General features: G+C 48.4%; 16 protein-coding genes. 10 read left to right on the forward strand and 6 right to left on the reverse strand.

Annotated features, from left to right (window positions below; all coding sequences use genetic code 11):
• Positions 1–11 precede the first annotated feature (11 nt).
• Positions 12–200, forward strand: coding sequence for a hypothetical protein (locus J07HQW2_RS14890; RefSeq protein WP_303704224.1), 189 nt, complete (start codon positions 12–14; stop codon positions 198–200).
• Positions 201–450: 250 nt separating this feature from the next.
• Here J07HQW2_RS14890 and J07HQW2_RS14895 read toward each other — a convergent pair whose 3' ends face one another.
• From J07HQW2_RS14895 to J07HQW2_RS14915, 5 genes are all read right to left on the reverse strand, one after another.
• The gene (locus tag J07HQW2_RS14895) at positions 451–1044 is read right to left on the reverse strand and encodes a type 2 periplasmic-binding domain-containing protein (protein ID WP_343122485.1); all 594 of its coding nucleotides are present in this window, start codon (positions 1042–1044) and stop codon (positions 451–453) included.
• Positions 1045–1497: 453 nt separating this feature from the next.
• Positions 1498–2421 carry a phosphate ABC transporter ATP-binding protein PstB gene (pstB, locus tag J07HQW2_RS14900; protein ID WP_021056449.1) on the reverse strand — a complete coding sequence of 308 codons (924 nt, stop codon included), beginning with the start codon at positions 2419–2421 and terminating at the stop codon, positions 1498–1500.
• Positions 2422–2426: 5 nt separating this feature from the next.
• On the reverse strand, positions 2427–4055 hold the full coding sequence (pstA, locus tag J07HQW2_RS14905; protein WP_021056450.1) for a phosphate ABC transporter permease PstA: 1629 nt from the start codon (positions 4053–4055) through the stop codon (positions 2427–2429).
• Positions 4055–5188 (reverse strand): phosphate ABC transporter permease subunit PstC, encoded by a 1134-nt coding sequence (pstC, locus tag J07HQW2_RS14910; RefSeq protein ID WP_021056451.1) that lies wholly within the window; start codon positions 5186–5188, stop codon positions 4055–4057. Before pstC ends, pstA begins: the two co-directional genes overlap by 1 nt.
• 156 nt (positions 5189–5344) lie before the next feature.
• Positions 5345–6574 carry a PstS family phosphate ABC transporter substrate-binding protein gene (locus J07HQW2_RS14915; protein ID WP_021056452.1) on the reverse strand — a complete coding sequence of 410 codons (1230 nt, stop codon included), beginning with the start codon at positions 6572–6574 and terminating at the stop codon, positions 5345–5347.
• A 197-nt stretch (positions 6575–6771) separates the two neighbouring features.
• Between J07HQW2_RS14915 and J07HQW2_RS14920 the strand changes: the two genes are divergently transcribed.
• From J07HQW2_RS14920 to J07HQW2_RS14960, 9 genes are all read left to right on the forward strand, one after another.
• The gene (locus J07HQW2_RS14920) at positions 6772–7716 is read left to right on the forward strand and encodes a hypothetical protein (protein WP_021056453.1); all 945 of its coding nucleotides are present in this window, start codon (positions 6772–6774) and stop codon (positions 7714–7716) included.
• Positions 7717–7849: 133 nt separating this feature from the next.
• Positions 7850–8689 (forward strand): hypothetical protein, encoded by an 840-nt coding sequence (locus J07HQW2_RS14925; protein ID WP_021056454.1) that lies wholly within the window; start codon positions 7850–7852, stop codon positions 8687–8689.
• 326 nt (positions 8690–9015) lie between these two features.
• Positions 9016–9774, forward strand: a complete 759-nt coding sequence (locus tag J07HQW2_RS14930) for an SDR family oxidoreductase (RefSeq protein WP_048075727.1) — start codon at positions 9016–9018, stop codon at positions 9772–9774.
• A gap of 214 nt (positions 9775–9988) precedes the next feature.
• Positions 9989–10399, forward strand: coding sequence for a universal stress protein (locus tag J07HQW2_RS14935; protein ID WP_021056456.1), 411 nt, complete (start codon positions 9989–9991; stop codon positions 10397–10399).
• A gap of 367 nt (positions 10400–10766) precedes the next feature.
• Positions 10767–11543, forward strand: coding sequence for a hypothetical protein (locus tag J07HQW2_RS14940; protein ID WP_303704225.1), 777 nt, complete (start codon positions 10767–10769; stop codon positions 11541–11543).
• A 127-nt stretch (positions 11544–11670) separates the two neighbouring features.
• Positions 11671–13500, forward strand: a complete 1830-nt coding sequence (locus J07HQW2_RS14945; RefSeq protein WP_021056458.1) for a spermidine synthase — start codon at positions 11671–11673, stop codon at positions 13498–13500.
• Between the two features lie 2 nt (positions 13501–13502).
• Positions 13503–14021, forward strand: coding sequence for a DUF2617 family protein (locus J07HQW2_RS14950; protein WP_021056459.1), 519 nt, complete (start codon positions 13503–13505; stop codon positions 14019–14021).
• A gap of 148 nt (positions 14022–14169) precedes the next feature.
• Positions 14170–16239: a pentapeptide repeat-containing protein gene (locus J07HQW2_RS14955; protein WP_303704226.1), complete on the forward strand. Its 2070-nt coding sequence runs from the start codon at positions 14170–14172 to the stop codon at positions 16237–16239.
• A gap of 57 nt (positions 16240–16296) precedes the next feature.
• A complete protein-coding gene (locus tag J07HQW2_RS14960; RefSeq protein ID WP_021056461.1) occupies positions 16297–17262 on the forward strand; it encodes a DUF3060 domain-containing protein in 966 nt (321 codons plus the stop codon).
• A gap of 17 nt (positions 17263–17279) precedes the next feature.
• On the opposite strand, the gene J07HQW2_RS14965 is transcribed toward J07HQW2_RS14960, so the two are convergent.
• Positions 17280–17762: a hypothetical protein gene (locus tag J07HQW2_RS14965; RefSeq protein ID WP_021056462.1), complete on the reverse strand. Its 483-nt coding sequence runs from the start codon at positions 17760–17762 to the stop codon at positions 17280–17282.
• Positions 17763–18263 lie beyond the last annotated feature (501 nt).

Raw genomic sequence — 18263 nt, forward strand, 5'->3', positions numbered from 1 at the left:
CACTGTCATGTGTGATACATAATCTTGTATGTAGCGCTCTCCAGTCAATTCCATATGTGATTGCTGCCGCTATGTTGGCTGCTATCGTGGGATATCTACGCGGAGGATCAATTGGTTCCGCACTCGTGCTTTCTTTTGCCGTTGGTCTAGGAGTGACGTTCGGTATTCTTGGGTTTGAAACGTGGAAACGATACGTCTGAGTATACTCATTTCCTGACTCTCGATAGCTTAGTCGGTCTCTCGTGACCTGAGAAAATAAGTACTTTCCCTCAAAGCGGTAATTCGAGGACTTGCAGTAGAGTTTAGACCTCGACGGCGGCAACGATCCCTCTCAATTATAATTGCGATTACGATACGTGAACCGTCTCGGGGTCAACCCCAAGATACTCGCCTTACTTATCTGTATAACTCTGGATATAATACGAAATACGAGGATGAATATTGAGATACTCACGACCACGATTCGCAAATTTCCCACCGACCGTTGTCAGAACAGATCCAGAGACTCGGACTTTGATTCAATAATTCTAAAAATCTCTCAGTTGTAATATGTGATTTCAATATCTGAGTGGTCGTGTCTCCAGCTATCTCAGGCGATATATCTGCTGTATGCCAGCGACTTGCCCGTGTCGATGAGTTCGGGAAACTGCTCTCGGATGTTGGCTCTGGTCGCAATCGGTGGGCATCATAATCAAAATCAATCTCTGAAGCTGAGACGATGGTGACCATAGCATCACGAAACAACTGTTTGATGTCTTCCAAATTTGACTCCGGGATCTCAACTGTCACCGGCTGGACCTCCCGGACCGCGTCATAGAATACCTGCTGATTATCGCTGAGGCTCCGAAACACCTCCTCATTCAGCAAGATCGCCAGTAGCACATGCATATGATCAGTCTCGATGATGTGAGTCTGTTCCTCATAGATATTCGAAGACCGGATGATATTGTATGGACTCTCCTGACCGTTCCCACGATGCTGGCTGAACGTACGTTTACCGAGAGTCGAGGAGAAAGCCCGGTCGTTTAGGATGGGGATGGGAATGAATCCGGCAGATTTAGACCAGTAAAGAAACCGCCGTGCGCTAACCGAGGCGGTCTCCCCGCCTGTCCCGTGTAATCGGACAGTATCGGTTCACGCTGCATTTCAGGCAGAAACACCCTTTGCTTTCTGTGCTGACACTCAGGCTTGTCGTTAGCACAAGCACAGATAGCTCCGAGTCCTCATGTCGAGGAGAGGAGCCCCGGCTGGTTGGCACAGCCAGTCGTGTTCCATGTCGGAAGATGGCAAACCATAATATCCCAACTCAGCGCAGCGGCATGATGTCGTGGGAATCCTCGCTGTTTAGGCGGGGAGGATGTCAAAGTATCACCATGCTGATAGTGAGTCTGAGATCGCACATCTCCGTTGTGTCGAGATTGTTTATATCATCTAGTATTCAACCCAGATCTGTTACCGATACTGTCAGCACTGATACTGCTGTTATGAGTAATGTCGCTATCCGAACTTTCCAGTAATGTAGTCTTCAACGCGTTCACTGTGTGGATCCTCAAACACCTGATCAGTGTCGCCGTACTCGACAAGTTCACCACCGGTAAGGAAGACTGCAGTTTGATCCGAGATACGTGCCGCCTGCTGCATATTGTGCGTGACAATTACGACCGTATACTCTTCGGAGAGTTTATTGATTAGGTCCTCAATTTTCGCTGTGGCAATCGGGTCAAGCGCCGATGCTGGCTCGTCCATCAGAATAATCTCTGGGTCGACAGAAAGACACCGGGCGATACAGAGTCGCTGTTGTTGTCCACCGGAAAGCCCGAGTGCATTATCATCGAGTCGATCGTTAACCTCGTCCCACAGGGCTGCATCGCGGAGACACTGTTCGACCAACCGGTCGCGCTCTTCTGCGTCACTCCGGTTCAAAAGCCGGGCAAGAATGCCTGTGTCGAGGTCACCATGTTTTTCAGGACCATACGCGATGTTCTCACGAATCGACTTTGGGAACGGGTTCGGTGATTGAAATACCATGCCAACCCGCTTACGAAGCTCAACAAGATTGACTCCATCCTGATAGATCTCTTGATCATCAAACCGGACTGAGCCATCTATTCGTGCGGAGTTGATCCGATCGTTCATTCGATTTAAACATCGAAGATACGTCGATTTTCCACACCCTGATGGTCCAATCAGTGCAGTGACGCTTTTTTCAGGAATCTCCATCGCGACGTTTTTGAGGGCGTGATCATTGCCGTAGTAGACATCGAGATCTTCAACGGTCATCTTCGCGTCGCCTTGGAACTCGTAATCTGTCCACGCGTCCTGCGTTTGTTCTTCCGTCTCACCAGTAGTCGTTGTGAGAGGCTGGTCAGTGCTCGTTGTCTCGGTGCTTATTTTCGTCTGTGGTTTTTGATTCTCGCTCATTGTGATCAGGTGTGTCTAAGCTGTCGTCGGAAGTAGTAACGCGTCGCGATGCCGATTGCATAAAATGAGAGTACAACGATCAGAAGAATAAGTGCTGTTGCCCAGCGGAACGCGTTCGGATCGGAAACGCTGCTTCCGAGCCCAACGCCTGCGGTGATAAGTGCAAAAAGCTGGTAGGGAAGCGCTGAGGTTGCCTCAAGTAATGCTGGGTTAGCGACGAACGGTGGCGCAGCAGTAAACTGAAATCCACCGATGACGTCGACTGTCTGTCCGCCGTTAATAAAGGTCCCGCCAGCCATCGTTAATAAGATTGGTGCCGTCTCGCCTGCGATGCGGCCAACGCCAAGGATGACACCAGTGACGACACCCGGGAGAGCGGCAGGCAAGACTACGCTTCGAATCGTCTGCCATTTCGACACCCCAAGCGCAGCGCTCGCATCTCGATATTCATCTGGGACCGAAAGCATCGCCTCACGAGACGTAATCACCACCAACGGTAAAAGCATGAATCCAAGCGTGATCATCCCTGAAAGCAGTGACTTCCCATTTCCGAAGCGTGGAATGAGGAAGGCAAAGCCGAATAGTCCAAATACGATACTTGGAGTACTCCACAGTCCGTTGGTGGCAACTTCAACGACTTGAGTAAATCGACCACGCTCAGCATATTCTGTGAGGAAAACAGCCGATCCAACCCCTAGTGGAACTGCCAACAGGACGGCACCAATTACGAGCCAGAAGGTACCGACTATGGCGGGGAGTACACCCTGGAACGTATTCAACAATGCCACACCATTCATCACGAATGGGATAGAGAACGGAAGTGTAACTGAGAGTCCAAGAATTGTTGTTTCCGGTCCAGTGCCGAGTCCAACTTCGAGCCCTGTCAGTATCCCTGGAACTCCTTGAATGACGACATATGCGATGAGAATAAACAGAAAAGCAACGATTGAAATTGCGTTCAGATACACAAGCACGTATGCACCCATGTGACGACCGCGGGCGCCGAAGCCGCCATACGACTTCGCCGCCGCCCATCCGCCGTACAAAGCGGTGAACAGCGTTGCCACCGGAATAAGGAACTCAGCGGTGACAGAAGCCTGTTGCTCCCAGCCAAGATTCCAGACCCACGTGGGACCGATAATGCCAGTCAGAAAGACGAGCCCCGTCACGATGAGGAGCGCCCCAAATGGAGCCGTTGATCCAACGTCTTCGCGTGTGAGCACGGTAGCTACAAAGGCAATTCCGCCGACCACGACGGCACCAATAATCCCTCCAGCCGATCCTAAGCCTAACGTCTCGCTCGCAACGCTGCCACCAATCAGCGCCCAGGGTACTGCAGCGCCTGTTCCAGCGATGAGACCAGCACTTGGGTCAGGATTAGTTCCAATATAGCCAAGTCGTGACCCGACGCCGTAGGCGGTTACTGTGCTGCCGATTATCGTTAACAGACCGCCCAATAGTTTCACAGTCGGTATGCCAACGAGCGTCCCGGTGAGACTGATCACTTCGAACATTGCCCCGACCGCGAGAGCAAATAGTATCGCCGAGACACCGATAGCTAGCGCAGCAATCGCGTCTGTCTGAGTGGTCTCCTGTTCAACTAACTGCGTGTCAGTTTCTTGAATACCAGCCATCACATCTCACCTCCGAGACGCTTGTGCATCCGCCATTCAATGTATTGTGCGCCGATCGAAATGACTAATACGGTGATAAATAAGATGACGCCAGCCACGAACAGCGCATCCATTTGGAGTCCATCAGCCTCACCATAGTTTCGGGCAATGAGCGAGGTTAGCGTCTCCTGACCATAGAAGGCGTTGGTGAGTGGCTCCGTAAGCCGAGGTACACCGCGGAGCATGACAGTCGCAGCCATCGTCTCACCAATAGCTCTTCCAACGCCAAGGAGGACCGCCGCAGATACTCCGGAGAACGCTGCTGGAAGAGTAATTGAGGTCATCGTTTGCCAGTCGGTCGTGCCCATCGCCAGCGATCCGCTCTTCATCGATTCAGGGACACTACTCAACGCGTCCTCTGCGACAGACACGACGGTTGGAAGTGCCATTAACCCGACCACGATACCAACGAATAAATACGAGCCTTGACCGGTAAGTTGGAACTGATCGGAAGCCCATGGGGAGAGGACAGTGAAACCAATGAATCCATAAACAATAGAGGGGATACCAGCAAGGATCTCGACGCCTGGTTTGACAATCTCACGAACAGTTGATGGAGCGATTTCTGAAAGGAATAATGCTGCTGAGACGCCTAGAGGTGCGGCGACAGCAGACGCAATGAGCGTCACCATCACCGTTCCATGAATCATCGGCACCATCGAGTACCGAATCGGTGGTGAAACAGCGTCCCAGTTCGGCTGGATGAACATTCGAAGTCCCGGGACCGTGACTCCGAACACAGTCGCGCTCTCGTATTGGATTACCGGAATCGACTCCCGGAAAATAAAGACGATAATCAATCCAAGAATTAGAATCGTCGAGACGGTCATCATTAACGCAATTACGTATGCGGTCTCCTCTTGATATCGATACCAACCGATTGCCGATGAGCCAAGGAAGGCAGCGAATGGGAGGATAGTCCAATTCGACACAGCAAGGAATCCAATAAGTGCACCGAGAAGTGACACCGTCATGACCGTGATGACTGCGAGCGCAGCCGGTTCAGCATCGCCGACAAAGGCTCGTATCTGTTGGATACGTTTGCTGATTGCACCTCTTATCCGTCCATCTTGTGGGGGCGTCACCTGTGCCATGGAGTTGGTATGAATAACTTCTCTTGTATGCTCATAAAATATCTTTTGTATGTGGATACAACCGGACGTGAACCGCAACCGCATTTCGAGCCGCAAGACAGTCGTATTAGGGGCTTAAACGCTTCTTAATGGCGTGTATTAGATACTCTGAGGAGCCTATGGCTGAAGTAGGTCTTCGGTCGCGACCGAGGAGACCTGCTCTTTCATCGATTCAAGATCGCTTGTTGGGAGTGGAATATAGTTATTCCCCTCAACAAAGACAGTCTGACCGTATTCGTTGAGGAACATATTGACAAATGCTGCCTCACGCTCGTCATATCCACCACCCATCGGGTTACTATCCTCAATGAGGGTGTACATGTGGAGGTCACGGTTGAGCGGGTATTCGCTGTCGAATATCGTGTTTTCCGCATCACGGCTCGTTTCATACAGCGTGTCATCAAAGTCGATTGCAATAGGCGTCACTTCTGGCCCAGTAAATGCAAGTGCCATATACGCAATAGCACCCTCATTCTGACCAACTGCTTGTGCGACCTGCTGGTTCTGCCCAAATCGAGTATTAATTCCTGGCATTGCTGCGTCGGCGCTACCGAGCATGTTTAGTCGGAATGAAGTGTCAGTTCCGGATCCCTCAGCACGACCAATTGCGTAGATCTCTTGATCGTAATCGATACCTTCGATCTGGTTCCAGTTTGTAATCTCGTCTTGGTAGATTCCGCGAATATCTTCGCCAGTCAACTGAGTTACGCCAGCGTCCGAGACGTCAGAGCTTATGACGACCGGTTGTCCATCACGACCGACAACGTTGTCGACAACTGTATTTTGTGCTTCTTCTTCACTAATACCAAGTTCTGCAGTGATTGGACCGGACGAATTACCGATATCGACGAGCCCATCAGTGACAGCTTCACAGCCGGTTCCCGAGTGGCTCAGTCCAACCGTCGTTGGGAACGGCGGCGAAGAGCGTTGTTCGGTCGGCTCGTAACCATACTTCGAAGCGAAGTAATCAGCGAGAAGCATGTCGCCCGCGCCATCAGATGAAAGTGTGTTCCAGCCAGGGACCGATCCTTCATCGTTTGCACCCCAGTACTCGCCGTCGCTTGGTGGTGCATTGGAATTCCAGTATGAACTCCCCGTGTTTGAGATAGGATATACTGTCGAGGAACCCTCGGCGTTGAGCAACGTCGTGGCTGGTCCCGAACTGTCTGCACTGCTGTCGCCCTCGCTGCTCAGCGTACTTTCTTCAGTGTTATCGCCGCCGGAACTTAATTCACTCTCGCTGCTCTGACCACCGCAGCCGGCCAGACCAGCAGTTCCGAGCGCCCCCGAAGCGATAAGAACTTTCCGCCGTGACATCCCACCGTCAGCCCAGTTTTTCTCTGACATCATGTAGGTATTCCAGACAGCATATGAAAACAGCTTATAATTTTACTATGTCTTCGTGATTAGTGATACGTATCAATAACATTGCTATATTGAGATATATATTATACATACCGCAGCGTAATGCTCTATTTGACACTATTTGATTATATTTAGACCTTTCAAAAGATATTCCACAGACTGTTACAACCTGAATGTATATGATTGAGTTCGTATCCGAATCGGTCTCTCTTGACGACTTCATTGAGCGTATCGCTGAACGGACGGACGAGGATCCGAAGTCGATTCGCACATTCCTTGACCCGTTCGTCGATGATGGAGCGGTTACCTCTGACGCTATCGAAGCGACCGTCACCGATGTCTCACAAATACTCGCCACCGCCGAGACACGGGTAGACCTCGCGACGCGAACTACTGCGGACGTACGCGAGGCTGTTGCTGCAGTCCCGGATCTGTCGATTGTTCAACTGCGAGACCGCGCTTTCGAGGAACGACTCGCCGACCTCCGAGCTGACGTTGACGAACTTGGTGAAGACCTTACTGCAGTGCGGACTGGTATGGGCTCAGCGGTAGACATCTATCAAGCAGGCGTCAGGCTACATGAGATAACGACTGACGCACAAGATATTGTCCGAGTTGCACACGATCTTGAAACCGAGTTAGAAGCATTCGAAGCGTGGCTCAACTCGGCGAATAGACGACACGATGCGCTTATTGATGAAATTGAGGCTGCCGAAACGTCCGCATCATCTATCGCCGAGACAATTGAAACGCTCCAATCTGCAGACGAACCCAACTCGGAGCACTGGTTCGACGCGACAATCCAGACACGCGTTCTTGAGACCGTCGTTGCAGACCTCCGCGTCGAGGAAGCTGACCTTCGTGAATGGGCAGAGCATGAGGAAAAATCGTTCCCGGACGATGTAGAAGCACGAATCAAGTCGCTCCAAGACGAAACAGCAGCGAGTGCCGCAGCGCTCGCAGATCACCCTGACTGGGACCCCCTATTCGACGAGCGACTCGAAGTGCTTGAAGCAGAACTTGAGGCACTTGAGCCTCCCATCGCGTGGGCGCAGGTGGATGGTCATATAGCTAAAGCACGTGAGGTGATTGATGCAGACGACAAAACTACTCATGAAGGGTGAGCTGTCAACCCAGATAGCTTGAAGCCACTGGGGTCATGAGCCGGCTATACGGCGCACATCTCACACGCTGACATCATCAGTCGCAAAAGGAGTCCTCAGCAGTTCCATAATCTAATGACCACGGACAAAATGCGTGTCTCGGAGTAGTACCGCGGCGGTCGGAGTTGCACTGCTCTTACTCGTCGCTGGGTGTGGTAGTATTGGGTCTGAAGACACCACGCCGGTGACAGATTCACCAACAGCAACAGGTGACTCAACACCCACGGCGACCAGTAATACCACAGTACCGCTCACAGATGTCGAGTTCCCTGATGGATTCTCACGGTCGGATATCGACGGTGCCACAGCACGTGAGCATTCAATCACATATCTTAGGACCGAAGAAGTCTCAGGTGTTGCTCTCGAGCGATTCCGTCCTGGAGCATACGCTGACTACCAGTATGAGGCGAGCAATACGCGGGCTCGGTTCCGACTTGATGTGCACAACGGGTATTCGGACGTCACAGAACGCGATGTGTACGTCGAATCGGCTGTTCGGCATAGTCGTAGCGGTCGCAATGGACTGGTCGATTTTGAATCAAGCAACGGCTCAATAGAGGAAACTCGCTTTCGTGCAGCTGACTCGATGTGGGCAGTGGTCTCTCGGATCCTTACTGTTGGTGAGCTTCGAGCAGTCGAAGTGACCGGACAGGGCGGGGACCGCCGCATTCGATATACCATCGTTGATGTCGCAGTTCGCAACCCGACCGATATTCGTGGATATCTGACCGTCGATACCGACGGGGTCATTCGGGATGCACACCTTCTGTACACACAAGGAGCTGAACCAAAGCGGTTCCAATATACTGTAACGTCTCGCTCGGAAAGAGCCGTTGCGCCGCCCGCGTGGCTTCCTGCCGCCAAAGTAGAGAGCCGTCAAGAGACACCTATCAATACTTCAGCGTTCGTTTTCGTCCCACCGATATCGTCTTAATCTTCTAGCTTTCCTCACCGGAATTTCCCTAACGACAGAGTTTATGACTACTGTCTTTCCAATCAAAAAGACCGATCAAGAGGGCAGCTCCGAGGGTAAAATCTATGCTAAATCACGATAAGAGCGTATCTGAAAATTGAGTAAACCACTTGAATATTTACGTTGGGAATGAATCTGATTTATGATTGAGAGGATATTATAATAATTTTCGTCAGGTTGAGATACTCCACGATCGACTCAGTGGTATCATTATAGACCGACGAGAGCCCCGGACAATGTTTCTTCTATCATCTAGACCTTACCTCCCAATAACATACATAATGACGATGAGTATTATTGAGGATATTAGCGGTAAGGTCGCAATCGTCACTGGCGCATCCTCTGGGATTGGCGAAGCGACGGCAAGGTTACTCGCAAATGAAGGAGTTCGTGTTGTGCTTGCTGCCCGTCGTGAAGACGAGCTTGAGGATCTAGCAGCCCAGATCGAGTTAGACGGCGGAGATAGTCTTGTTGTACCTACAGATGTGACCGACGATGCAGATATTCAACAGTTGGTTGATCAGACAGTCGATGCCTTTGGGCAGGTTGATATTCTCATCAACAATGCTGGTGTAATGCTTCTTGAGGAAGTCCAAGATGCTGATACCGATAATTTCCAGCAGATGGTCGATGTGAATCTGAGCGGCTTAATGAAGCTCACTCACGCGGTTCTCCCGATCATGCAAGAACACGGCAGCGGTCACATTATTAATATTTCTTCGGTGGCTGGTCGCAAGTCCTTCCCTGGATCAAGTGTATACAGTGCAACAAAGTTCGGTGTTAACGGATTCTCTGAAGGTCTTAGACAGGAAGTCACCGGTGAAGGAGATATCCGAGTGACGCTCATCGAACCAGGATTCGTCGATACGGAACTCGACGATCACATTCCTGATGAAGAACGGAAACAACAAACAAAAGAAGTGCATGAGACAATGGACTCACTCACCTCTGAAGATATTGCCCGATCAATTACATACGCTGTGGGTCAACCCGCCCGCGTCGACGTCAACGAGTTACTAATTAGACCAACGCAACAAGAATTGTAGTGTGCCCGCGTGGCATATATTCCATATAAGTAACCTTGTATCGTGTATCGAATACCGAATCTGAGGGCTCGATACAGATACAATTCTTGAGATAATCGGACGTTATATGACACATATCGACGATGGTCTCAACTTCAGGATTCTAGCTGTACTCAGCCTGTGAAGTGGTTTCATACGGCGTCAACTATTATTAATTCTAACTCATTAGCTAATTATGGGGATTCTGGTCGCGGTTAGCGATGATGGTCAATTCGAGACAGTGCTAAATGTGGCAGTACAACTAGCCGATGGTCTTGATGAAGAATTGTATGTATCTCATATAACAGAAACCGAGAGTGCATCTGGGGATGAGCGAGACTTTCGTGATGACATCCGTGAGTTCCTTGAGGAAACGACCATCCCTATTGATATTGGACTTGACCATCTCAGTCGAAGTGGACTCCGCTCAGGGACAGAAGTCGGTAAACAATTGGTTGAAATTGCAGAAAGTGACGATATTGACCATATTGTGATTGGACATCGATCAAAAGGTCGCCTAACCACAGCTCGTGAGGGACACACTGGATTCGTCGTCGCCGATGAGGCAGCAGTTCCAGTGACGATTGTCCCCGAAGCGGTCAACTAACACCTCTGTTGATAAACTCATATATGTTCATCTGACAGTATAGGTTCCCAGCATGTTATAATATTGATATGAGATTTGATCACCGGACTTCGTTGACGTTTATGAAACCCGTTTTTAATTTTGATGTATTAAATCAACTATATCAAATCATTCGTAAGATCGAGAACTCTACGGTATCTTTAGACAATGGTAAAACGAAATCCAATGGCTAGCCGCGGGAGGAACTCAAACTGGGGAATCATATGTATCAGACACGTACAATCGACAGACAATATTTATACAATGTCATCAATATCAACTCTAACTGCTAAGACATGTATATGACCATTATCCCAATATCACCCCTCATAATATCATGAAGCGACGTATGCTGATCCGAACGGTTGTCGGAACTATTGCTATCGGGAGTACAGCAGGTTGTATTCGTCTCTTCCAATCTGATCAGTCACCACCTCCGCGCAAATCAAATGTTATCGGTGATATCAGTGTCATGAGCGACGCCGAAGCACTCGAAGTGACAACCGCTCCAGCGGAGTCACAGTGGGTGATGACTCGACAAGAAATCGATACTGCGTCTTCACAGACTCAGGCTCAGGCTCAGGCTCAGATCGATAATACTGATACGCATATTGACTGGGATCAACTCTCCATTACCGAGGTTGATTCGAGTCTGGACTCAGTATCCCCAATCGGTACAGCCGAAGCAGCAAAGGGAAGAGGTGCAACTGGAAGAGGGCGCGGTGGGTTCTCATCTGCACCACGCACATCAAATGGTCGTGCGTGGTACGGTGGCGGCGCATATGCAGCTACCTGGTACAATGATCACGATGATGATGTCTCTCGTGTTCCAGTGACAATTGACACGCTCGGGATTGGATTCATTGGTGATAATGATACATTCACTGAACGATCGCCTGGACCTGGACCAATCAACTGGGAAACAACATACGATGACCCAGCGAGAGAAGTGCGAGCTGATCTCGGTCCACGCCGTGGATGGTACCGAGTTGGTGCAGAAGTCAATGCTGAACTCGCCGAGGGGGGAACCCGGTCTCTTGGGTGGGAGAGTATCGACTTCCGTGTTCAATCCGATGGCAGTGAAGAAGAAATAACGAAAACGTGGAAGGTCTCACCTCGAATATAGCCGTCTGGACAATGATAACTTACACCTGTGCTAACTCCAATATTCAACTCTGATTATACTCTGTTTCTGATAGACACTCGGTTAATATGATAACCAACTCTCTTACCCAATACAATCGTTGCAACCAGTGAAACGGCGCATAACCCCGTCGGCACAAACGACCCTCCATATCATCACCTTTCTTGTCGCATTCTGTAGCTTCACATACGAACTTGCATATTCAGAACTTCTAACCATAATGTATGGCGGGACAGTAACTCAGTATGGATTAACAATTGGTATCTTTTTTTCATCTCTTGGAGTTGGGTCATACATTGCCAAGCAGTTCGATGAGACCCGTCCTGAGAATGTATTCCGTACTGAACTTTATTTAGCAGCAACAGCTCCCATTGGTTTGTTATTTATTATCTGGGTCAATACAGCTGCAGTGCCGCAGTTGCTCCCAGAAACACTGCTTGCATTGCTAGCCCGCCTACCAGTAGTCGGGATTGGGGTCTTATCTGGCTTCGAACTCCCGCTGCTGCTTGCACTTGTCAACGACCTAGACTCACCGGCGTTATCGTCACGAGTGCGGCGAATTACGAACGGTGCTGACCGAGTGATCAACATGGCTGTCGGACCATTCTTCCATACGTCCAGCTCAAGCAGTGAGTATAATACGTACTCGACAGTTCTCGCGATGGATTATCTTGGGGGACTCATCAGTGCCCTGATCTATGTTTTTCTTCTGTATCCGAGCGTCGGGCTTATTATCTCTATTTTCGCTTTAGCGCTCATAAACGTCGTTGCAGCCCTTTTGTTTATTTGTCGATTTAGCTCCCGACCATGGGGGATCCTCGCCTTAGATGATCGTGATATCGTCACAAACGAACGAACTGTACTGGTTGTTGTCACGCTTATGCTCACAGCGACGCTTGGTGGAGCTGTTGTATCACACCAGACGGTTGATGACACACTGACAGAGTATTATCTTGAGGGAAATATTGAACAAGAGTACCCGCCTGAAACGGTCGATGCTGAGATTACGACACAGTTCACCACCCAATATCAACACGTTGTACAGTATAATCGCACTTGGACGGGAAGTAGCGCGAACCCGCTTTTTGCTGGACAAACAGAGCGATGTCTTCGTCTCGACACAGCCATTCAGGTATGTGATAGTACAGCGCGTCCATATCACAATGGATTGGTAGATGTTCCCCTCTCAATGTATTCGAACACCACAGATACCGACGTACTTCTTGTTGGTGGTGGCGATTGGATTGCACTTGATCATCTACGTCAACACGATGTCTCTGTTGATCATGTTGACATTGATACAGAATTCATGCAGCACGCAAAAACAAACACATTCCTTGCGGAATATCATGATAACGCCTACACATACAGATCTGCGGAAACGCATCAAGCTGACATCTATGATTATCTGCAGCGCACAGACGCACAGTATGACGTTATTTTGCTCGATCTACCCGGTGCAAAAACCGATGACCTTCTTTCGGTTTACTCGACACAGTTCTATCGGCTGTTGGAAGACTCACTCACCGAGAAGGGTGTTGTCGCAACGTGGGGCTATTCACGATATACATATCCATCCCATCAAAAAGCATATCTGAATACCGTTTCTCAGGCTGGATTTACACAGTATCAATCATATTACGCATATGATGATTATACTGGCGATGGGGAGACTACGCGGGGGGAGTTATTTTATCTATTTGCCCCCGATTCATCACGACCGCTAATTGCACCCGCAAACGGGACTCACTACGTCAAAAAACATCGAGATAAATATCAATCGAAACGATGGCGCTCAACACCGACGTATCGTAGTGTTAGACCGAATACACTGTTCAATCCTAATTATGAAATCCTCATAGATACCCAGCGTGAGCCAGAACCGCTCTCAAATCGACTCAATCGACTCCAAAACATGACACTATCCGATCTCACATAACCATGTCGACAAATGAACTCTATCTCATCCAGTCTGACCGTCCACGATCATTAGACGGTATTGACGTCAAAACAACTCATGAAACAGTATTGTATGCACACCCAGCAGCATTTCACGTTGTTGGTGAATCCCATGCCGTGAGTGTGCCAGCGCTTCCGTTCTATGAACTTTTTTCATGCCGACCAACACGGACAGAGCAGACACCGAATACAGCAATCACCACCGTTGAACTTTCGCTGGATATAGAGGTGAATATTACTCATACGTTCGAAAACCACCCAAAGAGTGTCCATACAACTGTGCGAACTGAGCCACTTGCATCATTTCCAGACACAGAGTCGTTCACGATTGTGTATAAATTCGATACAGACGCATATACAGCAATTAAATGCATCTCACAAAGCGAGTACCGAACTTATCATACATACCCTGAACATGATCTTACGGTTATTTCATATCATCAAGTTGGCTCCCCACTGAACACCGAGTCTTTGGATGCAATTGAACCAAATACACAATGATCGCTGACAGACACTTACTATTTATTTCAGAATACAACGGATGAGCTGTCAATATACGTTTAATCCAGAACAGAAACACTCGTCACTGACAACCACGTGGTCCTGTCCACATGACTCCCATCCAGCAAATCAACATTGTCTGTTCCACATGACTCCCGAGGAACGGAGACATAACGATATTACACCACAGGATCTTCAAGCGGCGCTTATATCTGAATTAGCGGCTGAGACAAATGATAAAAAAGAGTTCATCGGGGCACATATCCCACATCTTGATCTTGACTATATTGATATTGAGACAGATAACCAGTATCCGATTGATTTTCGACATACAACAATTGAAGATGGGATCTCGGCTGCTCACGCACGATTCGAAGAACGCGTCGACCTTCGAAATAGCACTGTTGGCGGCTTTCATTCACCAAACTGTGCGTTTGAGGACGGATTACTCGCCTCCAAGACAGTCTTCACCGATGTAGTCACACTGTCTGATACAGATTTTAACGGTGATATGATCGATTTCGCCAATGCGACCTTTGAGCAGTCTCTCACCTGTGAGGAAATAACAGCCTCCGTTGATGTGTCATTCAAGAATGCAGAATTCAACGGTTGCGTTTCATTTGATGGCGCATTGCTCACCGAACAGGCGAGCACAATCGATGATAATATTATTTTCGACGATGCGATCTTCCATGATACCGCGTCATTCAAGCATACTTCGTTCTATTATACGTCGTTCCAAGACGTCAGATTTCATGACACTGCTAGCTTTAAACACGCTACAGCAAACGGTACAATTCGATTACATGGATCAAGATTTCACGCTGATGTTGATTTTGATGAGTTACACTGTCAAGAGGACATCTCATTCAGCAATGTGATATTTGATGGAAAAGCGTCATTTAGAGGGGTATCAATTAGCGGAGGCGCAGATGTCCTTGCGGATGATCTCTCATTAACGAATGCTAGGTTCAATGATGAGGCTACGTTTGAACGTGGAACGTTTGGGTTCACGAATGCAGAAGGAGCAGAATTCAATACATGCGTAAATTTCAGACGAAGTACGTTTACTGATGATGTAGCTTTTTGTGACGTCACATTCGCCAACACCGCTGATTTTGATGAAGTCATTTTTGATGGTGATGTAGCATTCACAGACAGCACGTTCAACGGAGACGCTGTCTTCCGAGGCGCTGAATTTAATGGTGGAACAAATTATCTTGAGTCTGATGCGGTCTTTACTGACGTCATATTCAACGATGTAGCTAATTTCAGTGATACAAATATTGTCTCAATTGAATTTAGCAAAACTGAGTTTCAATCGACTGTCGACTTCACGAACGCTGAAATCACTGACACCGTTATCATTCAGACTCCAACATTCACCGACGATTCATATCTCGATTTCACCGATGCAACGATTGAGGAAGGGACAATTACCCAACCAAAACGTGGGTGGGGATATTTTGACTTTACACGGGCAACGATCGGAGACGTATCACTAACGGCGGCTGACCCGGCTGACAGACGAGAGTTACTTGATTACTTTCGGTTTTGTGATACAACGTTTGATGCGTTTGACTTCTCACAACATCTTGAGTATCTTGACCGAAACGACTGGATTCTTCATCGGTTTGTGCAACCAGAGACTGAGTTCTCACCAGCGCTTGAATTCACGCCGGCACGTATTGAGAAAACATATTTGAAAGCAAAATCCAGTGCTTCGGCACAGAGCAATCTTAAAGCTGCTGGTGAATTTCGAGTAAAACGCCAACAGTATGCAAAACGAAAGTTCGCTCAGATTGCAACCGACTCCGCAGAGCCAATCCGAACACGGATCAAAAACGGGCTTCGAACAATAGAGAATTCGTTTCTTGAACTCTCATGCGGGTATGGACTTCGGTTATATCGAATTACTGCCGTATTTATTCTATTCCCATTGGTAGCTGCGATTCTCTTTGCGTTTGGAGGACCACTATTCGAAACTGGTGCCGGACAGACTTCACTGTCTCAGCTAGTGACTGACACTGGAGGTGGCGGGACTCGTATTCTCTTGCTCAACATATATTTCTCATATATTACATTTCTTACAATCGGCTATGGTGGCATCGGTCCGCTTGGTCTTGGCGCTCGGTTCCTAGCTGCGACTCTTGTATATCTCAATGTCATTCTTGCTGGACTCTTCATTTACTCTCTAATTAAACGCAGTGAGATTTAAACTGAGTAACTCAGCAAAAGGGTAATACACACTCAAGCGGATACGGTGTTACACACAATGAGCAATACTCATGCACATGATTTCACGGGAGATATTACACTCAATGGAGGTGAGGAAACACCGATTTCAGTTGTTGATGCTGAAAATGTTCATTTCAGACGGAATTCGGTCACTGGAAATGTCAAACTCGTTAACCCTGAATACGTATTTTCCTCTCAACGACCAACCGATCAGGCCGTCCAATCAGATGATATAGAGACCACCGTCAGTGGCTCAATCGAGGATATTTACGTCCCACACAACGGTATTGAGGGGACGGTCATTATCGATGGTGCAGAGGATGTGTATATTGAGCCAAATGCAATCAGCGGTAATATCGAGATTGTTGGAGAGGAACAACTCTTCTATACTCAACTCACGGACTCTCCGTACGGACATGGTGTATACGACGCACACGGGGTCGGGTGGAAACGCTCTGTTTCTGTATCTGATCCCAAACATGGTGTCAGTGTTACCGGTGGTCGATGCACCGCAGAGATCACTGACGTGACGGCAGATATCGAAGTTATTGTATCTGGTTGGAATAACACAGTCGATATCACTGGGCGAACAGCGACCGTTACGGTGTATTTACTTGGATCTCAAAACACCGTGAGGACAAGTCCATATATTACCATTGAGACAGATACACAGGCTGGCATTGAGAATACAATCGAACAGGAACCAGTCCCTGCCAGTGATATTATTGAAACAACGAGAGAAGAAGCATATACTGGTCACCTACTTGGACGAGATACTGTTACATTTCAGGAACCGGCCACAGACAAGGATTATTGTCCTAACTGTGGTGCGAATGCGAATGCAGTCATCACCCGTCGTCAGGAGGATACATTCTTTATTACTAACACCCCTGTTTACCGATTTGATGCTGGAGGGAGTTCATATGAGTGTGAAAATTGCTCGCCTATTGCCGTTCCAGAGATACAGTTATCCGAAGAGGAGCGAAAACAAGTGTTAGGCTAATCAATTAACTTATTTCTTTACTCAAGAAGAAGAAAACTAATTCCACCAATCGCTGCACTGACAACAGTTAGTATCAGTGTTACAATGACACCCAATCCGAAAAGAGCTGGAGCGAAAGTAAGCCCAAAGACAAATCCGATTAATGCGGCAATCCCTGTTGCAGACAGTAATGACCCATTCTCGGTCTTAGCTCCGATAATTGATCCGGCTGCGATGCCTCCAATCCATGTCAGGGGTAGCGGAATTGCCCCAGTGATGAATGCCCCAATAAACATCATCCCGGCGAGAACAGCGGTACTGCGTGAATCGTCTCCTTGTCCCGTGTGTGTTTTTGAACTGAGTATATTGAACGTTCGCGTAAGCAAACCAGACCAACTACTACGGTCTGAGACTGGTCGAGGAGACACTCTAGACCCTGATCGTGAACTCGAAGTCCGCACAGTATCATCGCGATTCGTCTCTGTTGTTTTCGTTTGATCTTTTTGACTTTCCTTACTCATGTTAACGTATTCACACTCCAAACAGATGAATGTCTACTCTTCATCTTATCGTTGGTATAATAATAATATCCACAGTAATAATACTGATCTGACATCCTCCCTGTGGTAAACGGCGAGCATTCGCCTACCGCTCTCAGCGGTTAGAACGGGAGTCCACACTGAGTGCCACGCTTTTCAGGGCGTGGGAGCTTACTATTCCGGTGGTGATCCATACCTGATAAGATCTTTTTATCCACCGTGAGACGATGATTTTGATAAGGCTGATATTGACATCGACCGATCCTCAAGCGTCACTGCCCGGCATATCCGGTCTCGAGAGAACCGTCGGCGGTCGTCTTCATCAAAACGGCATCGGTCAAAAAACACGGAAGGAAGAGAAAAGTTTGCACGAAGGCGCCGTATAAAACGAGTTAATCGATTATAGAAATTCAAGGAGAACGCGTCTTTAGCCGCGGGATGAATCCGACACCGACAACGCCTCCACAACCCACCGTCGATGGC

The sequence above is a fragment of the Haloquadratum walsbyi J07HQW2 genome, assembly GCF_000415985.1.
Taxonomy (GTDB): domain Archaea; phylum Halobacteriota; class Halobacteria; order Halobacteriales; family Haloferacaceae; genus Haloquadratum; species Haloquadratum walsbyi_B.